Origin of the sequence: Nonomuraea sp. NPDC049646 (assembly GCF_044465525.1) — a bacterium.
Classification (GTDB): domain Bacteria; phylum Actinomycetota; class Actinomycetes; order Streptosporangiales; family Streptosporangiaceae; genus Nonomuraea.
This window is the reverse complement of the sequence record NZ_JBITLU010000007.1, coordinates 190,102-208,418: the sequence shown is the minus strand read 5'-3', so window position 1 is coordinate 208,418 and position 18,317 is coordinate 190,102. Positions and strand designations below refer to the sequence as shown.

General features: G+C 70.3%; 13 protein-coding genes and 1 tRNA gene. 11 read left to right on the top strand and 3 right to left on the bottom strand.

The features are described from left to right. The first annotated feature begins 131 nt into the window (after window positions 1–131). From gltB to pyk, 7 genes are all read left to right on the top strand, one after another. Window positions 132–4,637: a glutamate synthase large subunit gene (gltB, locus tag ACIBQ8_RS22220; RefSeq protein ID WP_397192869.1), complete on the top strand. Its 4,506-nt coding sequence runs from the start codon at window positions 132–134 to the stop codon at window positions 4,635–4,637. Window positions 4,638–4,650: 13 nt separating this feature from the next. Continuing rightward, window positions 4,651–6,129, top strand: coding sequence for a glutamate synthase subunit beta (locus tag ACIBQ8_RS22215; protein WP_397192868.1), 1,479 nt, complete (start codon window positions 4,651–4,653; stop codon window positions 6,127–6,129). 102 nt (window positions 6,130–6,231) lie between these two features. Beyond that, window positions 6,232–6,813 (top strand): TetR/AcrR family transcriptional regulator, encoded by a 582-nt coding sequence (locus tag ACIBQ8_RS22210; RefSeq protein WP_397171451.1) that lies wholly within the window; start codon window positions 6,232–6,234, stop codon window positions 6,811–6,813. 90 nt (window positions 6,814–6,903) lie between these two features. Continuing rightward, the gene (locus ACIBQ8_RS22205) at window positions 6,904–8,349 is read left to right on the top strand and encodes an MDR family MFS transporter (RefSeq protein WP_397192867.1); all 1,446 of its coding nucleotides are present in this window, start codon (window positions 6,904–6,906) and stop codon (window positions 8,347–8,349) included. A 140-nt stretch (window positions 8,350–8,489) separates the two neighbouring features. Continuing rightward, window positions 8,490–10,205, top strand: coding sequence for a S8 family peptidase (locus ACIBQ8_RS22200; protein WP_397192866.1), 1,716 nt, complete (start codon window positions 8,490–8,492; stop codon window positions 10,203–10,205). Next, window positions 10,202–10,552 (top strand): DUF2784 domain-containing protein, encoded by a 351-nt coding sequence (locus tag ACIBQ8_RS22195; RefSeq protein WP_397192865.1) that lies wholly within the window; start codon window positions 10,202–10,204, stop codon window positions 10,550–10,552. The genes ACIBQ8_RS22200 and ACIBQ8_RS22195 overlap by 4 nt, the downstream gene beginning before the upstream one ends. Before the next feature lie 35 nt (window positions 10,553–10,587). Continuing rightward, a complete protein-coding gene (gene pyk, locus ACIBQ8_RS22190; RefSeq protein ID WP_352327603.1) occupies window positions 10,588–12,018 on the top strand; it encodes a pyruvate kinase in 1,431 nt (476 codons plus the stop codon). A gap of 227 nt (window positions 12,019–12,245) precedes the next feature. On the opposite strand, the gene dapD is transcribed toward pyk, so the two are convergent. Further along, window positions 12,246–13,208: a 2,3,4,5-tetrahydropyridine-2,6-dicarboxylate N-succinyltransferase gene (gene dapD, locus ACIBQ8_RS22185; RefSeq protein ID WP_358293842.1), complete on the bottom strand. Its 963-nt coding sequence runs from the start codon at window positions 13,206–13,208 to the stop codon at window positions 12,246–12,248. A gap of 24 nt (window positions 13,209–13,232) precedes the next feature. Further along, the gene (locus tag ACIBQ8_RS22180; RefSeq protein ID WP_397171458.1) at window positions 13,233–13,655 is read right to left on the bottom strand and encodes a pyridoxamine 5'-phosphate oxidase family protein; all 423 of its coding nucleotides are present in this window, start codon (window positions 13,653–13,655) and stop codon (window positions 13,233–13,235) included. A gap of 222 nt (window positions 13,656–13,877) precedes the next feature. On the opposite strand from ACIBQ8_RS22180, the gene ACIBQ8_RS22175 reads away from it, so the two are divergent. Further along, window positions 13,878–14,471, top strand: a complete 594-nt coding sequence (locus tag ACIBQ8_RS22175) for a TIGR03086 family metal-binding protein (protein ID WP_397192864.1) — start codon at window positions 13,878–13,880, stop codon at window positions 14,469–14,471. Between the two features lie 92 nt (window positions 14,472–14,563). Here the strand turns inward: ACIBQ8_RS22175 and ACIBQ8_RS22170 are convergent. Beyond that, window positions 14,564–14,636 (bottom strand) — tRNA-Leu (locus tag ACIBQ8_RS22170). Window positions 14,637–14,725: 89 nt separating this feature from the next. Between ACIBQ8_RS22170 and ACIBQ8_RS22165 the strand changes: the two genes are divergently transcribed. The 3 genes from ACIBQ8_RS22165 to ACIBQ8_RS22155 all read left to right on the top strand — a co-directional run bounded on the left by ACIBQ8_RS22165 (window position 14,726) and on the right by ACIBQ8_RS22155 (window position 18,316). Continuing rightward, window positions 14,726–15,310 carry a response regulator gene (locus ACIBQ8_RS22165; protein WP_352327599.1) on the top strand — a complete coding sequence of 195 codons (585 nt, stop codon included), beginning with the start codon at window positions 14,726–14,728 and terminating at the stop codon, window positions 15,308–15,310. 151 nt (window positions 15,311–15,461) lie between these two features. Further along, window positions 15,462–16,754 carry an ABC transporter substrate-binding protein gene (locus ACIBQ8_RS22160; protein ID WP_397171461.1) on the top strand — a complete coding sequence of 431 codons (1,293 nt, stop codon included), beginning with the start codon at window positions 15,462–15,464 and terminating at the stop codon, window positions 16,752–16,754. Between the two features lie 254 nt (window positions 16,755–17,008). Then, window positions 17,009–18,316 carry an ABC transporter substrate-binding protein gene (locus tag ACIBQ8_RS22155; RefSeq protein ID WP_387666576.1) on the top strand — a complete coding sequence of 436 codons (1,308 nt, stop codon included), beginning with the start codon at window positions 17,009–17,011 and terminating at the stop codon, window positions 18,314–18,316. Window position 18,317 lies beyond the last annotated feature (1 nt).

The window sequence follows — 18,317 nt, the reverse complement described above, 5'->3', positions numbered from 1 at the left end:
TTCGCAATGCGGACGTGGCGGGCACCATTCCGGCATCGTGCGGTAATCTCTACCCACGATATGCAGCAGGGCCAACGTCGTCCCCGCCTGTAGAGCAGTTCTTGACAGACGAAGACGACGGGAGGGATTCAATGCCTGCTGCCCACCTCGGATTCCCCGAGCCTCAGGGCCTCTACCACCCCGCCAACGAGCATGATGCCTGCGGTGTCGCCATGGTCGCCGACGTCGCAGGACGCCGTGGGCACACGATCGTGGTCAAGGCGCTGACGGCGTTGTGCAATCTCGATCACAGGGGAGCCAAGGGTAGCGAGCCGGACACCGGCGACGGAGCCGGGATCCTGACGCAGATCCCCGATGAGTTCTACCGCGCGAGCGTGCCGTTCGCGCTGCCCGAGGCCGGCGCGTACGCGACCGGCATCGCCTTCCTGCCGGCCGACGAGCAGGCCAGGGCCGTCGCCACCGCCCTGATCGAGGAGATCGCGGCCGAGGAGAACCTCACGGTGCTGGGCTGGCGGGACGTCCCCGTCGACCGCGCCCTGCCGGGCCCGAGCGCCCGCGCCGTCATGCCGCACTTCGCCCAGCTCTTCGTCTCGAGCCCCGGCGGCGAGCAGGGCCTCGACCTCGACCGGCTGGCCTTCTGCCTGCGCAAGCGGTCCGAGCACGAGGCGGACGTCTACTTCCCCTCGCTGTCGGCCCGCACGGTGGTCTACAAGGGGATGCTCACGCCCGACCAGGTGGAGCCGTTCTTCCCCGACCTGAGCGACGAGCGTTACGAGAGCGCGATCGCGCTGGTGCACTCGCGCTTCTCCACCAACACCTTCCCGAGCTGGCCGCTGGCCCACCCCTACCGGTACGTGGCGCACAACGGCGAGATCAACACGGTCAAGGGCAACCGCAACTGGATGCGGGCCCGCGAGGCGATGCTGTCATCGGCCCACATCCCGGGCGACATCTCGCGGCTCTTCCCGATCTGCGACCCCGACGGCAGCGACACCGCCAGCTTCGACGAGGCCCTGGAGCTGCTGCACATCGGCGGCCGGAGCCTGCCGCACGCGGTGCTGATGATGATCCCCGAGGCGTGGGAGAACCACACCGAGATGGATCCGGCGCGCCGCGCCTTCTACGAGTTCCACTCCTCCCTGATGGAGGCGTGGGACGGCCCGGCCTCGATCACGTTCACCGACGGCACCCTGGCCGGGGCCGTGCTCGACCGCAACGGGCTGCGTCCCGGGCGGTTCTGGGTGACCGCCGACGGGCTGGTCGTGCTGGCCTCGGAGGCCGGCGTGCTCGACTTCAAGCCCGAGGACGTCGTCCGCAAGGGCCGCCTGCAGCCGGGCCGCATGTTCCTCATCGACACCGCCCGCGGCAAGATCATCGAGGACGACGAGATCAAGGCCGAGCTGGCCGCCGCGCTCCCGTACGAGGAGTGGCTGCACGCCGGGCTGGTCAGGTTCGAGGAGCTGCCCGCGCGGCAGCGGGAGATCCCCACGCACGAGGCGCTGGTCAAGCGGCAGCAGACCTTCGGCTACACCGAGGAAGAGCTGCGGATCATCCTGTCGCCGATGGCCAGGACCGGCGCCGAGCCGATCGGCTCGATGGGCACCGACACGCCGGTCGCGGTGCTGAGCGAGAAGCCGCGGCTGCTGTTCGACTACTTCACCCAGCTGTTCGCGCAGGTCACCAACCCGCCGCTGGACGCCATCCGGGAGGAGCTGGTCACCTCGCTGGCCAGCGTGCTCGGCCCCGAGGGCAACCTGCTCGACCCGGGCCCGACCTCCTGCCGCCAGCTCGTGCTGCCGTACCCGGTGATCGACAACGACGAGCTCGCCAAGATCATCCACATCAACGACGAGCACGACCTGCCGGGCTTCCACCCGCACGTCATCAGCGGCCTGTACGAGGTCGCCGGCGGCGGCCAGGCGCTGCTCGCGCGCCTTGAGGAGATCAGGGCCGAGGCGTCCGCGGCCATCGCCGACGGCGCGCGCATCATCGTGCTGTCCGACCGTGGCTCCTCCGACGCGCTCGCCCCGATCCCGTCGCTGCTGCTCACCGGCGCGGTGCACCACCACCTGATCCAGGAGAAGACCCGGACCAAGATCGGGCTGGTCATCGAGACCGGCGAGGCACGCGAGTGCCACCACATGGCGCTGCTCATCGGCTACGGCGCCGGCGCGGTCAACCCGTACCTGGCGATCGAGACCGTCGAGGACCTGGTCGACACCGGTGTGCTGCAGATCGGCAAGCACAAGGCGGTGCGCAACCTGATCAAGGCGTACGGCAAGGGCGTCATCAAGGTCATGTCGAAGATGGGCGTGTCCACGGTGGCCTCCTACACCGGCGCGCAGATCTTCGAGGCGCTCGGCCTGAGCCAGGAGGTCATCGACGCCTGCTTCACCGGCACGACGTCCCGGCTGGGCGGCGTCGGCTTCGACGTGCTGGCCGAGGAGACCGCCCAGCGTCACCGCCACGCCTACCCGCGGGCGGAGAACGCCCACCGCAGGCTCCAGGTCGGCGGCGAGTACCAGTGGCGGCGCGAGGGCGAGCCGCACCTGTTCAACCCCGAGACCGTCTTCAAGCTCCAGCACGCCACCCGCACCCGCCGCTACGAGATCTTCAAGGAGTACACGAGCCTCGTGGACTCCCAGGCCGAGCGGCTGATGACCCTGCGCGGCCTGTTCAAGCTGCGCAAGGGCCGGTCGATCCCGATCGAGGAGGTCGAGCCGGTCGAGAGCATCGTCAAGCGCTTCTCCACGGGCGCGATGTCGTACGGCTCGATCTCGATGGAGGCGCACGAGACGCTCGCCATCGCGATGAACCGGCTCGGCGGCAAGTCCAACACCGGCGAGGGCGGCGAGGACCCCGAGCGCCTGTACGACGCCACCCGCAGGTCGGCGATCAAGCAGGTCGCCTCCGGCCGGTTCGGCGTCACCAGCGAATACCTGGTCAACGCGACCGACCTGCAGATCAAGATGGCTCAGGGTGCCAAGCCCGGCGAGGGCGGCCAGCTCCCCGGCCACAAGGTCTACCCGTGGATCGCCAAGACCCGCCACTCCACGCCCGGCGTCGGCCTCATCTCGCCGCCGCCGCACCACGACATCTACTCGATCGAGGACCTGGCCCAGCTCATCCACGACCTGAAGAACTCCAACCCGGAGGCCAGGGTCCACGTGAAGCTGGTCGCCGAGGTCGGCGTCGGCACGGTCGCGGCGGGCGTGTCCAAGGCGCACGCCGACGTGGTGCTCATCTCCGGCCACGACGGCGGCACCGGCGCCTCGCCGCTGACCTCGCTCAAGCACGCGGGCGCGCCCTGGGAGCTCGGCCTGGCCGAGACCCAGCAGACGCTGCTGCTGAACGACCTGCGCGACCGCATCGTGGTGCAGGTGGACGGCCAGCTCAAGACCGGCCGCGACGTCGTCATCGCCGCCCTGCTGGGCGCCGAGGAGTACGGCTTCGCCACCGCCCCGCTGGTCGTCTCCGGCTGCGTGATGATGCGGGTCTGCCACCTCGACACCTGCCCGGTGGGCGTGGCCACGCAGAACCCCGAGCTGCGCAAGCGCTTCAGCGGCAAGCCCGAGTTCGTGGTCAACTTCTTCGAGTTCATCGCCGAGGAGATCCGCGAGTACCTGGCCGAGCTGGGCTTCCGCTCGCTCGACGAGGCGATCGGGCACGTCGAGATGCTCGACACGACGGCCGCCGAGAACCACTGGAAGGCCGGCGGGCTCGACCTGTCGCCGATCCTGCACCAGCCCGAGCTGCCCGCCGGCACGCCCAAGCGGCGCACCGTCGAGCAGGACCACGGCCTGGAGCACGCCCTCGACAACACCCTGATCCAGCTCGCCGAGGGCGCCCTCGACGACGGCACCCCGGTCACGCTGGAGCTGCCCATCCGCAACGTCAACCGCACGGTCGGCACCATGCTCGGCTACCAGGTGACCAAGCGGTACGGCGGCCAGGGCCTGCCCGAGAACACCATCGACATCGGCTTCACCGGCTCGGCGGGCAACTCCTTCGGCGCGTTCGTGCCCCGCGGGATCACGCTGCGGCTGACCGGCGACGCCAACGACTACCTCGGCAAGGGCCTGTCGGGCGGGCGGATCACCGTCCGGCCGCACGAGGAGGCCCCGCTCGACGGGCACATCATCGCCGGCAACGTCGCCCTGTACGGCGCCACGTCCGGCGAGGTGTTCGTCCGCGGGGTGGTCGGCGAGCGGTTCTGCGTCCGCAACTCCGGCGCCACGGCGGTCGTCGAGGGCGTGGGCGACCACGGGTGCGAGTACATGACCGGCGGCCGGGTGGTCGTGCTCGGGCCGACCGGGCGCAACTTCGCGGCCGGCATGTCCGGCGGCGTGGCGTACCTGCTCGACCTGCGGCCCGAGCGGGTCAACCGGGAGATGGTCGCCATCGAGCCGCTGACCGCGCAGGACGCGGAGTTCCTGAAGGAGACGGTCGAGAAGCACTTCGCCGAGACCGCGTCCCCGGTGGCCAAGCAGCTGCTGGCCGACTGGGACGCCGCGCTCGCCCGGTTCGGCAAGATCATGCCGACCGACTACAAGAGGGTGCTGGAGGCCGCCGAGGCCGCCCGCGCCGAAGGCAGGGACATCGACGAGGCCGTCATGGCGGCTGCGGTTCAGGGCTAGGGAGGCGTACTCGATGGCTGACCCCAAGGGTTTTCTCACGCACGAGCGGGAGCTGCCGGCGCGCCGCCCGGTCGACGTCCGCATCAGCGACTGGCGGGAGGTCTACCAGGACTTCCCGCAGGAGAAGCTGACCAGGCAGGCGGCTCGCTGCATGGACTGCGGCATCCCGTTCTGCCACAACGGCTGCCCGCTCGGGAACCTCATCCCCGAGTGGAACGACCTCGTCTACCGCACCGACTGGCGCGAGGCGATCGAGCGGCTGCACGCCACGAACAACTTCCCGGAGTTCACCGGCAGGCTCTGCCCGGCTCCGTGCGAGGCGGCGTGCGTGCTCGGCATCAACTCCGACCCGGTGGCGATCAAGCGGGTCGAGGTCGAGATCATCGACCGCGCGTTCGCCGAGGGCTGGGTGACCCCGCAGCCGCCGCGGGTGCGCACCGGCAAGAAGGTGGCCGTCGTCGGCTCGGGCCCCGCGGGCCTGGCCGCCGCCCAGCAGCTCACCAGGGCCGGGCACGACGTGGTGGTGTTCGAACGCGCCGACCGCCTCGGCGGCCTGCTGCGGTACGGCATCCCCGAGTTCAAGATGGAGAAGCGCCACATCGAGCGGCGCCTGGAGCAGATGCGGGCCGAGGGCACCCGGTTCCGCACCGGCGTGAACGTCGGCGTCGACGTCACCGCGGCCGAGCTGCGCGAGCAGTTCGACGCGGTGGTGCTGTCGGGCGGCGCCACCCAGTGGCGCGACCTGCCGGTCGCCGGGCGCGAGCTCAAGGGCGTCTACCAGGCGATGGAGTACCTGCCGCTGGCCAACAAGGTCCAGGAGGGCGACTACGCGGTCGCGCCGGTCTCGGCCGAGGGCAAGCACGTCGTGGTGATCGGCGGCGGCGACACCGGGGCCGACTGCATCGGCACCGCGATCCGGCAGGGCGCCGCCTCGGTGACCCAGCTGGAGATCATGCCGCAGCCGCCGGCGTCCCGGCCCGGCACCCAGCCGTGGCCGACGTTCCCCATCCTGTTCAAGATGGAGAGCGCGCACGAGGAGCTGGCCGACGGCGGCGGGGAGCGCGTCTACGCGGTCTCCACCACCGAGTTCGTCGGCGACGACGAGGGCAACGTCAGGGCGCTGCGCCTGGTCGAGGTCGAGGGGCCGCAGAACGGCTTCAAGCCGATCCCCGGCACCGAGCGGGAGATCCCGGCCGAGCTGATCACGCTGTCCATGGGCTTCGTCGGGCCGGAGAAGGGCTCCCTGCTGGAGGACCTGGCCGAGGTCGCGGGCGAGGGCTTCTACGACGCCCGCGGCAACGTCGCCCGGGACAAGACGTACATGTCGAAGGTGGACGGCGTGTTCGTGGCCGGTGACATGGGCCGCGGGCAGTCGCTCATCGTGTGGGCCATCGCCGAGGGCCGTTCGGCCGCCTCGGGCGTCGACCGGTACCTGAGCGGGGAGACGGCGCTGCCGTACCCGATCCTGCCGACGGCGCGTCCGCTGGTCTGACCTGCGCGAAGGGCCCCGGAGCCGGCCGGCTCCGGGGCCCTTCGTCTTTTGCACACTCTGCAAGTCTTGCAGAGTGTGCAAAAGCTGCGTAGAGTGCAACGCATGGAGAGTCCGGAACAGCGCCGTGAGCGCCGCCGGGCCGAGAAGCGGCAGGCCATCCGGCTGGCCGCGGTGCGGCTGGCGCTCGACGAGGGCCTCGACGCCGTGACCGTCGAGGCCGTCAGCGCGGCGGCCGACATCTCGCCCCGCACGTTCTTCAACTACTTCGCCTCCAAGGAGGAGGCGCTCGTCATGGAGCCGATCTGGCGGCCCGACGACATCGCCGCCATGCTCGCCGACCGCCCGGCCGACGAGCCCGCCTTCCGGTCGCTCAAGACGGTGGCCCGGGAGCTCGCCGTGCGCGTGCGCCCGATCTGGGACACCATGCAGCCGTTCATGGAGCTCAACAACCGTTATCCCGAACTGGCCGCCAGGGCGCGCGCCGCCGACCAGACCCAGATCATGGAGACGGTCCTCGGCGCCGTGCGGGCCAGGCCCGGGGTGACCGGCGGCATGCACGCCCGGATGCTGCTCATCACGACGTTCGGCGCGATGATCTCGGCCATCCAGGAGTCGGCGGCCACGGACCAGCCGGTCGAAGAACTGCTCGACGAGGCGTTCACGCTGCTCGAACGCGGACTCTGACACATCCGGAAAGTAAGCGGCGATCGGGGTGGCACCCCCGACCGCCGCGGATTCCTCCTGCCCTCGCGAAAGAAGCAAGGAGACAACTGAATGGTATCGACAATCGCCCAGGAGGCCGCACCTCGGCGCGGCCTCCTGCTCAGCATGGGCTCGCTCCTGCTGTGCCTGTTCCTGGCCGCCGTCGACCAGACGGTGGTGGCCACGGCCACCCCCACCATCGTGGGCGAGCTGAACGGCCTGGAGAACGTGTCGTGGCTGGTCACGGCCTTCTCCCTGACCTCGGGCATCGTCGCGCCCCTCTACGGCAAGCTCAGCGACATGTACGGCCGCCGCAACCTGTACCTGTCGGCCATCGCCCTGTTCCTCGCCGGCTCGGCCCTGTGCGGGCTCGCCCAGACGATGGCCCAGCTCATCGCCTTCCGCGCCTTCCAGGGCATCGGCGCCGGCGGCCTGATGGTGCTGACCCTGGCGATCTCGGCCGACATCGCCACCCCGCGCGAGCGCGCCAAGTTCCAGGGCCTGTTCGGGGCGGTGATCGGCGTGGCCGCCGTCCTCGGGCCGATCATCGGCGGCTACCTCACCGAGCACGTCTCCTGGCGCTGGATCTTCTACATCAACCTGCCGCTCGGGGCCGTCGCGCTGGCGGTCGCGTTCGCCGTGCTGCGGCTGCCGCGGCGCACCTCGCCGCACCGGATCGACTGGGCGGGAGCCGCGCTGATCTCCGGGGTGCTGACCTGCCTGACGCTGTTCGCCTCGTGGGGCGGGACGACGTACGCGTGGACCTCGCCGGTCGTCGTCGGGCTGGGCGTCGGGGCGGTCGTGCTGGCGGGGCTGTTCGTGCTGGTGGAGCAGAGGGCGAAGGAGCCGGTGCTGCCGCTCGGGCTGTTCCGCGACCGCACGCTCACGATCGCCACGGCGACCATCGTGCTGATGGCCACCGGGATGGTGGGGGCGGCCACCTTCCTCCCGCTCTACCTGCAACTGGCCGCCGGGGCCAGCGCGTCGAACTCGGGGCTGCTGCTGCTTCCCCTGATGGCGGGCATGATCGCCGCCTCGGCCGTCGCGGGGCGGGTGGTGACCGCGCTGGGGACGTACAAGTGGGTCGTGGTGATCGGGGCGGCGCTGGCGACGGTGGCCGCGTTCCTGTTCTCGACCATGGGGCTCGCGACCGGGGCGGTCACGTCCGGGCTGTACATGGTGCTGTTCGGGGTCGGGCTCGGCATGGTGCTGCAGAACCTGATGCTGGCCGTCCAGGTCAGCGCGCCCGCCGCCGACCGGGGCGCGGCCACGTCGGTGGTGTCCTTCGCCAGGAACGTGGGCGGCGCCGTGGGGGTGGCCGTGCTCGGGGGCGTCTTCACCGGCAGGCTGGGGCAGGCGGCCCTGGCCGCGGGGGCCGCGGGTGCGGTGCCCGAGTCCGTACGGCCGGCCTTCGCCGAGGCGGTCACCGGGGTCTTCGCCTGGGTCACGCCGGTCATGCTGGCCGGCGTCGTGTTGCTGGTCTGCCTGCCGAACGTGCGCCTGCACCGCGACTCCTGACCCCGTACGACGCGGGCTCCCGACAAAAACCCCCAGAGCCCGCGTCACCCCCCATCAGCCGAAATTTCACACCTAAGTTGCATCAGCCGTTGACTGTCGGGAAGATGCAGATTCTGCGACAGTCGGTGGATGGGGGAGCAATGCGGCGAGTCGCCACTGGACTGACGGCGCTGGCCGTCGCCGCCGCGCTGACCGCGTGCTCGGCCGCCGCCGGCGACCGGGCCACCCCCGAGGAGCCCGCGCAGGACGGCCCCACCAGCTCCACGCAGGCCACCCAGTCCGCGCAGCCCGGCGCGACCTCCCCCGCCGGCCAGAACCAGAACCTGGTCTTCTACGCCGACGGCAAGCAGGGCCAGGCCCTGGCGGCCGTCAAGCGCGCCGGCGGCACGGTCGTCGAGGAGGACGGCAAGCTCGGCTACGTGCTCACCCAGGGCGGCGGCGACGGTTTCGCCGAGAGCGTCGGCGCCGACCCGGCCGTCGTCGGCGTCTCGCCCGACCGCCGCGTCATCGGCGCCACCTCCTCCCTCGCCGCCCGCGCCGGCGGCAGGGGCTTCCCCGACGCCGGATCCATGGCCGGGAAGGGCCTGGCCCAGGAGCCCCTGGCCCACCTGCAGTGGGACATGAAGATGATCGGCGCCGACCGGGCCAACGCCAAGGCCCCCGGCAACAAGAAGGTGCTGGTCGGCGTCATCGACACCGGCGTCGACGGCAAGCACCCTGACATCGCGCCCAACTTCGACCGCGAACTGAGCCGCAACTTCGTCACCGACAAGCCCAAGGACGAGCGCGGCGAGACCCTGGACGGCCCCTGCGAGGTCCCCTCCTGCAAGGACCCCGTGGACGAGGACGACGACGGCCACGGCACCCACGTCGCCAGCACCATCGCCTCCCCGATCAACGGCATCGGCATCGCCGGCGTCGCCCCGGACGTGCGGATCGTCAGCATCAGGGCCGGCCAGGACTCCGGCTTCTTCTTCCTCAAGCCCAGCCTCGACGCCCTCACCTACGCCGCCGACATCGGCGTGGACGTCGTCAACATGAGCTACTACGTCGACCCCTGGCTGTTCAACTGCGCCGCCAACCCGGCCGACACCAAGAAGGAGCAGCTCGAACAGCGGGCCGTCGTCGTCGGCATGCAGCGCGCCCTCGACTACGCCCGTGGCAAGGGCGTCACGCTCATCTCCGCACTCGGCAACGGCTCCACCGACCTCGGACACCCCACGGCCGACAAGCAGAGCCCCGGCTACCCGCGCGGCGACGAGAAGACCCGCAAGATAGACAACTCGTGCATCAACGTGCCGGCCGAGTCCAAGGGCGTGATCTCGATCTCCGCCGTCGGGCCGTCCGGACGCAAGGCCGTCTACAGCGACTACGGCCTGGAGCAGACCGACCTGGCCGCCCCCGGCGGCGACGCGCTGGACGGCAAGGGCGCCGAGGCCAGCCGGTCGATCCTGGCCGCCGCCCCCGAGCACGTGCTCAAGGCGGGCGGCCGGATCGACGCCTCCGGCAAGCCCAAGGGCGCCGACGTCGTGCGCGACTGCCACAAGGGCGTCTGCTCCTACTACCAGTACCTCGACGGCACCTCCATGGCCGCCCCGCACGCCACCGGCGTCGCCGCCATCCTGATCAGCCGGTTCGGCAAGCCCGGCCCCGGGGGCCTGTCCATGGACCCGGCCACCGTGGAGGACCTGCTCTACCGGACCGCGACGCCCGTGGCCTGCCCGACCCCGCGCGCCTACGTCTACAAGGTGTACGGCGAGAACGAGACCCATCAGTGCGAGGGCGACCAGGCCAGGAACGGCTTCTACGGGCACGGCGTCGTGAACGCCTGGAAGGCGGCCACCATAGAGCCATGATGTACCGCCTGCTCGCGGACGCGGTGATGGTGACGCACTTCGCCTTCCTCGCCTACGTGGCCCTGGGCGGGTTCCTGGCCTGGCGGTGGCGGCGGACGATCTACCTCCACCTCGCGGCCGTCGGCTGGGCCGTGGTGACGCTCGTCACCCACGTGGACTGCCCGCTGACCGTCGCCGAGGACTGGGCGCGGCGCAGGGGAGGGCTGCCGGGCCTGCCGCCGAGCGGCTTCGTGGACCACTACATCGAAGGCGTCGTCTACCCTGAACAGTACGCGAACTTGGTACGGCTGGGACTCGCCGTTCTCGTGTTGTTCTCCTACGTCGGGTACGTTCTCCGTCGTCAGTGACTGCCAAGTGGTCTGTACCAATTAAGGTAGGACTCGTGACTCGTCGCGCGAAAATCGTCTGCACCCTAGGCCCAGCCACTTCGTCCAAAGAACGCCTCCACGAGCTGATCTCCGCGGGCATGGACGTGGCACGGTTCAACCTCAGCCATGGCAACCATGACATGCACAGAGAGGTCTACGACCGGGTCCGGGAGGTGGCGGCCGACCTCGGCCGCGGCGTAGGCGTGCTCGCCGACCTGCAGGGCCCCAAGATCCGCGTCGGCACCTTCGAGGAAGGGCCGGTGCGCCTCGGCTTCGGCGACGTCTTCACCATCACCACCGAAGACGTGCCCGGAGACCGCGAGCAGGTCTCGACCACCTACAAGGGCCTGCCCGGCGACGTGCGTCCCGGTGACAAGATCCTCGTCGACGACGGCCGCCTGGTCCTGGAGGCCACCCGCGTCGACGGCGACCGCGTCATCACCCGCGTCGTCATCGGCGGCATGATCTCCAACAACAAGGGCCTCAACCTGCCGGGCGTCAACGTCAGCGCGCCCGCCCTCACCGACAAGGACGAGGCCGACCTGCGCTGGGCGCTGCGCACCGGCTTCGACATGATCGCGCTGTCCTTCGTCCGCCGTCCCTCCGACGCCGACGTCGTGCGCAACATCATGGAGCAGGAGGCCGTCCGCCTGCCGCTGCTGGCCAAGATCGAGAAGCCGCAGGCCGTCGACCGCCTGCCGGAGATCGTCGAGGCCTTCGACGGCATCATGGTCGCCCGCGGCGACCTCGGCGTGGAACTGCCCCTGGAGCAGGTGCCGATCGTCCAGCGGCGCATCATCGGGCTGTGCCGCGAGAAGGCCCGCCCGGTCATCGTCGCCACGCAGATGCTCGACTCCATGATGAGCGCCCCGCGCCCCACCCGCGCCGAGGCCAGCGACGTCGCCTACGCCGTCATGGACGGCGCCGACGCCGTCATGCTGTCGGGCGAGACGTCGGTCGGCAGCTACCCGATCGAGTCGGTCGCGACGATGGACCGCATCGCCTGCGCCGCCGAGAAGTCGTCCCTGCACGCCACCCACAGCCTGGAGCGCCTGCCGGAGACCACCGGCGGGGCCATCGCCAGGGCCGCGGCCGAGGTCGGCGCGATCGTCGGCGCCAAGGCGCTGATCGCGTTCACCATGTCCGGCGAGACGGCCCGACGGCTGGCCCGCTACCGCTCGCCGATCCCGCTGCTGGCCTTCACCTCGGCCCCGCACGTGCGCGGGCAGCTGTCGCTGACGTGGGGCGTGGAGACGTTCCACGTGCCGTTCGTGCACCACACCGACGACATGGTGCGGCAGGTGGAGGCGTCGCTGCTGTCGCTCGGGCGGCTGGAGAAGGGCGACAAGGTGGTCATCGTGGCCGGCTCGCCTCCCGGCACGCCGGGCAGCACCAACGCGCTGCGGGTGCACACCATCGGCTCCGCGGTCTCGCACGCGAACTGACCGCCCCGCCCACGCCCCGCGCGGGCTCGCCCGTCCGGGCGAGCCTCCGCCGGTGCGTCCCGCGGCTTTTCCTTCCTTACGGCTTCGCCCGGCCGGCCACCCGCCGCACTCCGGCCGGGGGCCCTCCAGGAAACGCCCGCTGACCCTTCACCGGCGCGCCACCGTGACGCAGCGCCCTGTGGGCCCCCTCCGTGGCACATGGCCGGCGGAGAGGGCCTTGATGGGGGTCAGTGGGCGTGCAGGGCGGCGTTCAGGGTGATGCCGGAGCCCGTGCGGGGCAGGGCCTCCACCGCGCCCGACTGCGAGTTGCGGCGCAGCAGGATCCCGTTGGAGCCCGACAGCTCCGCCGCCTTGACCACCGTGCCGTCGGGCAGCGTCACCCGGGTGCCCGCGGTCACGTAGAGGCCCGCCTCCACCACGCAGTCGTCGCCCAGCGAGATGCCGATGCCGGCGTTGGCGCCCAGCAGGCAGCGCTCGCCGATCGAGATGACCTGCTTGCCGCCGCCCGACAGCGTGCCCATGATCGAGGCGCCGCCGCCGACGTCGGAGCCGTCGCCGACCACCACGCCCGCCGAGATGCGCCCCTCGACCATCGAGGTGCCCACCGTGCCGGCGTTGAAGTTCACGAAGCCCTCGTGCATGACGACCGTGCCCGACGCCAGGTGGGCGCCCAGCCGCACCCGATCGGCGTCGGCGATGCGCACGCCCTCCGGCAGCACGTAGTCGACCATCCGCGGGAACTTGTCCACCCCGTACACCGTCACCACGCCCTTGGCCCGCAGTCGCAGCCGCGTGCGCTCGAAGCCGGGCACCGGGCACGGCCCGAAGTTGGTCCACACCACGTTGGCCAGCAGGCCGAACTGGCCGTCCAGGTTCACGCCGTGCGGCCGGACGAGCCGGTGGGAGAGCAGGTGCAGCCGCAGGTAGACGTCGTGGGCGTCGACCGGAGGCTCGGAGAGCTTGGCGACGCCCGTGCGCACCGCCACCACCTCGACGCCCCGCGCCGCGTCGCGGCCGGTCAGCGCGGCCAGCTCGCCGGCCTCCTCGGCGGAGATCCGCTCGGTGCCCGTCGCGGGCGGCTCGCCCAGCTCGGGAGCCGGGAACCAGGTGTCGAGAACGGTGCCGTCGTCGGCGATGGTGGCGAGGCCGACGCCGAACGCGCCGGTCGAGGTGGGATCGATAGCAGTCACGAGCCAAAAATACCGGGCGCCCGCTCAGCCCAAGGAGCCCAGGTCCGCCGACAGCCACCGCTCGGGCCGCATCCGGAACGTCACCAGGACGTGCAGGTCCGAGCCGTACACGTAGCCCGACACCGCCTCCTGCGGCAGGTAGCGGGCGGCGATGCGGGTCAGCTCCTCGATCGTCGTGGGGTCGGAGCGCACCACCGGGCCCTCGACCGACACGTACCGGTAGGTCGGGCTGACCCGCTGGACCAGCATCGTGAACCGGCCCGCCTTCGCCACCAGCCGCGCCTTGCGCGACTCGCTGTCGGTCAGGAACCTGATCTCGCCGCCGGGGCTGTAGTCGTACCAGACGGGCACGGCCAGCGGCGACCGCCCCGCGCCCGTCTCCACCGCCAGGCTCGCGATGTGCGGCTCGGCCAGGAACGTCTCCCGTTCGGTCACGCTCAACGGCATCCCCCGCCACCCCCGTCTCGTCCGTCGCAACTCGTCACAAAGGACTGTTCCCGGCGAACCGCCCGCGAAATCCCGCGCCTCGGCTCCTTGATCACGCCGGTGCCTTCACGGGTGAAAACCACTCGCACCGCCGCCGAGGGTGCCGCCATCATCGACAGGTTGGCCACCCGCGGGCCGCACGCGCCGGCCGGGTGGGTTCTTCGACGATGACGGGACATCGCCTTGGCAGACATCATCGAGCTCAACCGGCGGTCGGTGCTGGCCACCGTCGACCTGGTGAACACGATCAAGCCCGCCGACCTCGACCGGCCGACGCCCTGCGCCGGATGGGCCGTCCGCGACCTGCTGGAGCACCAGATCGTGCAGAACCACGGCTTCGCCCTGGCCGCCTCGGGCGCGCGGTCGGAACTGGCGAGCTGGCAGCCGCGCCCTCTGGGCGAGGACCACGCGGCCGAGTACGCCGCCTCCGCGCAGGCCGTCGTCGCCGCCTTCGCCGCGGACGGCGTGCTCGACCGGGCCTTCTTCCTGCCCGAGATCCGCGACGGCGGCCCGTTCCCGGCGGCCATGGCGATCGGCTTCCACTTCATCGACTGCGTGGTGCACGCCTGGGACTTCGCCAGGGCGCTCGGCGTGCCGCCCGGCATCGACGACGCCCTCGCCGCGGCCGCTCTCCCGCTGGCCGCGCAGGTGCCCGACACGCCGGAATCGCGCGGTTCGGGGAAGGCGTTCCTGCCCGGCGTCGAGCCCGGGGGAGCCGCCACGGCGCTCGATCGCGTGGTCGCCCTGCTCGGCCGCGCGCCCTCCTGGACGCCCTGAACCGGTCGGCATTTCGGGCCTGCCCGTCGAGGCGGCAGTCATGGGGAACGAAAAACCGCCCGGCCTATGAGGGAGCCGGGCGGTCAGGCCGGTGCCCCGGGTGGGATTCGAACCCACACTGTATGGATTTTGAGGCCATCGACTCTGCCGTTGGTCTACCGGGGCGACTTCGTCCGGTTGGTGATCTCGCAGCGTAATGCCCGAGGCCGCACCGGCGTGGATCTAATCTACCGGACGTCTGTACTCTTCTGCTCGTGAGTACGCAGCGGCGAGTAGTGATCGCGGAAGACGAGGCCCTGATCCGCCTCGACCTCAAGGAGATGCTCCAGGAGGACGGTTACGTCGTCGTGGGCGAGGCCGGTGACGGGGAGCAGGCGATCCAGCTCGCCGCCGACCTGCGGCCCGACCTCGTCATCCTCGACGTGAAGATGCCCGTGCTCGACGGCATCTCGGCGGCCGAGCGCATCGTGGCCGACCGGATCGCGCCGTGCCTGATCCTCACCGCCTTCTCCCAGCGTGACCTGGTGGAGCGGGCCCGCGACGCGGGGGCGATGGCCTACCTGGTCAAGCCGTTCACCAAGGCCGACCTGGTGCCGGCGATCGAGATGGCGGTCAGCAGGCACGAGGAGATGGTGGCGCTCAGCGCGGAGGTGTCCAGCCTCTCCGAGCGGCTGGAGACCCGCAAGCTGGTCGAGCGGGCCAAGGGCCAGTTGATGGCCCAGCACGGCTGGACCGAGCCGCAGGCGTTCCGGTGGATCCAGAAGGCGTCGATGGACCGGCGGCTGAGCATGCGGGAGGTTGCTCAGATCGTTATAGACGACGCGGCCGAGCGGGCATGAAAAGCGCCTATATCAGGTGATTTAGCCCCGCGGGTTGTGGCCCGGTCACGACTGGGCATCCAACCGGCTTCGGCTTCTTTCTGCGCAGGCGTCCCGGCGCATGCTGATGGGCGGACGGAAGGTCCGCTCATCTCGAACGGAGACGCTTTCGATGATCCGCATTTCCCGCGCGCTGGCCGTCGCCACAGCGGCGAGCCTGGCACTGGCGGCGTGTTCGACCGGCGGCACGACCGCCGGGACGGGCGCCACCGGCGCCGCGTCCGTGCAACCCTCCACGGCCGCCGCGGCCAAGGGGGACGGCACGCTGACGATCGGCACCGTGCTGCCCCAGACGGGCAATCTCGCCTATCTGGGACCACCCGAGTTCGCCGGGGTCGACCTGGCGCTCAAGGAGATCAACGACGCCGGGGGAGTGCTCGGCAAGCCGGTGGCGAAGATCGACACCGACTCGGGCGACACCACGACCAACATCGCCTCGCAGTCGGTGGACAAGCTGCTCGGCCAGAAGGCCGACGCGATCATCGGCGCGGCGTCCTCGTCGGTGTCGGAGTCGATCGTGGACAAGATCACGCGGGCGGGCGTGGTGCAGTTCTCGCCGGCCAACACCTCCGACAAGTTCACCACGATCAACGACCAGGGCCTGTACTTCCGCACGGCGCCCCCGGACAAGCTCCAGGGCCGCGTGCTGGGCGACCTGGTGGCCGCCGACGGCAACGACACGGTCGCCATCCTGGCCATGCAGGACTCCTACGGCTCGGGCCTGGCCGACCAGGTGACCAAGACGGCCGAGGAGGCCGGCGCGAGCGTGGTCGAGCGGGTCGACTACGACCCCAAGGCGGCCGAGTTCTCCGCGGACGTGGCCAAGGTCAAGGCCAAGAACCCGAAGGCGATCGTGCTGATCGGCTTCGAGGAGACGGCGAAGGTCGTGCAGGAGCTGGTCAAGCAGGGCCTGACGGCCGACAAGGTCAAGTGGTACATGGTGGACGGCAACATGTCGAACTCCAACTACCTCAAGATGCCCAAGGGCACACTCAAGGGCGTGAAGGGCACGATCCCCGGCGCCGCGGCCCCGGAGGCGTTCCAGAAGCGGCTGCTGACGGTGAACCCGAAGCTGACGAACTACACCTACGCGGCGGAGTCGTACGACGCGACGACCCTGATCGCGCTGGCGGCCGAGGCGGCCAAGGACGACTCGGGCACCGCGCTGGCCCCCAAGCTGATCGAGGTCAGCAAGGGCGGCGAGAAGTGCCAGGACTTCAAGGCGTGCGCCGACCTGCTCAAGGCGGGCAAGGACATCGACTACGACGGCGTGAGCGGCCCGGTGGACTTCAACGACGCCGGTGACCCGTCGATCGCGACGATCGGCGTCTACCAGTACGACAAGGACAACAAGTACGACGCGGCCAAGGCGCTCGAATATCGCAAGGGCAACATCGCCGGCTAGGGCAGTGCCCCCCGGCAAGCCGGACAACCCGCCATACAACCACCCCAGTCCCGAAATTTCGGGCTGGGGTGGTTCATATGGAGTCATGACCGTAACGCTGATGAAACATGCAATTACAGAGGGTGATTGCGACATTACAAATTAGCATAAAAGTACCCGAAATCCCCACATCTCCCCGGCAAAGAGGCATGCTGAGCTCGGAAAACGCAGCGAGGGAGATCGTTCCCCCGCTGGGAATAAGGGGAGTCTCTTTTATGATCCGCATTGCTCCAGCAGGGCGCTTCCTGGCCGTCGCGGCAGCGGCGAGCCTGGCCCTGACGGCCTGTGGCGGCGGTGGCGACACGGCCGCGCAGCAGACCACGTCCGCGGCGCCGTCCTCGTCGGCCCCGGCCACCCAGACGGAGGCGGCCAAGGGCGACGGCACGCTCACGATCGGCACCGTGCTGCCCCAGACCGGCTCGCTGGCGTTCCTCGGCCCGCCCGAGTTCGCCGGCGTCGACCAGGCCGTCAAGGAGATCAACGACGCGGGCGGCGTGCTCGGCAAGCCGGTCACCAAGATCCACACGGACTCGGGTGACACCACCACGAACGTGGCCTCGCAGTCGGCGGACAAGCTGATCGCGCAGAAGGCCGACGCCATCATCGGCGCCGCCTCCTCGTCGGTGTCGGAGTCGATCATCGACAAGGTCACCGGTGCCGGCGTGGTGCAGTTCTCGCCCGCCAACACCTCTGACAAGTTCACCACCATCAGTGACCAGGGCCTGTACTTCCGTACCGCGCCCCCGGACAAGCTCCAGGGCCGCGTGCTGGGCGACCTGATCGCCGCCGACGGCAACGACACCATCGGCATCCTGGCCATGCAGGACTCCTACGGCTCCGGCCTGGCCGACCAGGTGACCAAGACCGCCGAGGCGGCCGGCGCCAGCGTCGTGGAGCGCGTGGACTACGACCCCAAGGCGGCCGAGTTCTCCGCGGACGTCGCCAAGATCAAGGCCAAGAACCCGAAGGCGATCGTGCTGATCGGCTTCGAGGAGGGCGCCAAGGTCATCCAGGAGCTGGTCAAGCAGGGCCTGACGGTCGACAAGGTCAAGTGGTACATGGTGGACGGCAACATGTCGAACACCAACTACCTCAAGATGCCCAAGGGCACGCTCAAGGGCGTCAAGGGCACGATCCCCGGCGCCGAGGCTCCGGAGGACTTCCGCAAGAAGCTCCTGGAGATCGACCCCAAGCTGGAGGACTACACCTACGCCGCCGAGTCCTACGACGCCGCGATCCTCATCGCCCTTGCGGCCGAGGCCGCCAAGGACGACAGCGGCAAGTCCATCGCCGCGAAGCTGCCCGAGGTCAGCAAGGGCGGCGAGAAGTGCAAGACCTTCAAGGAGTGCGCCGACCTGCTGAAGGCCGGCAAGGACATCGACTACGACGGCATCAGCGGCCCGATCGAGTTCAACGACGCCGGTGACCCCGCCGTGGCCACCATCGGCGTCTACCAGTACGGCGAGGACAACAAGTACGCGCCCAAGGCCCTGGAGTACCGCACGGGCAACATCGAGGGCTGAC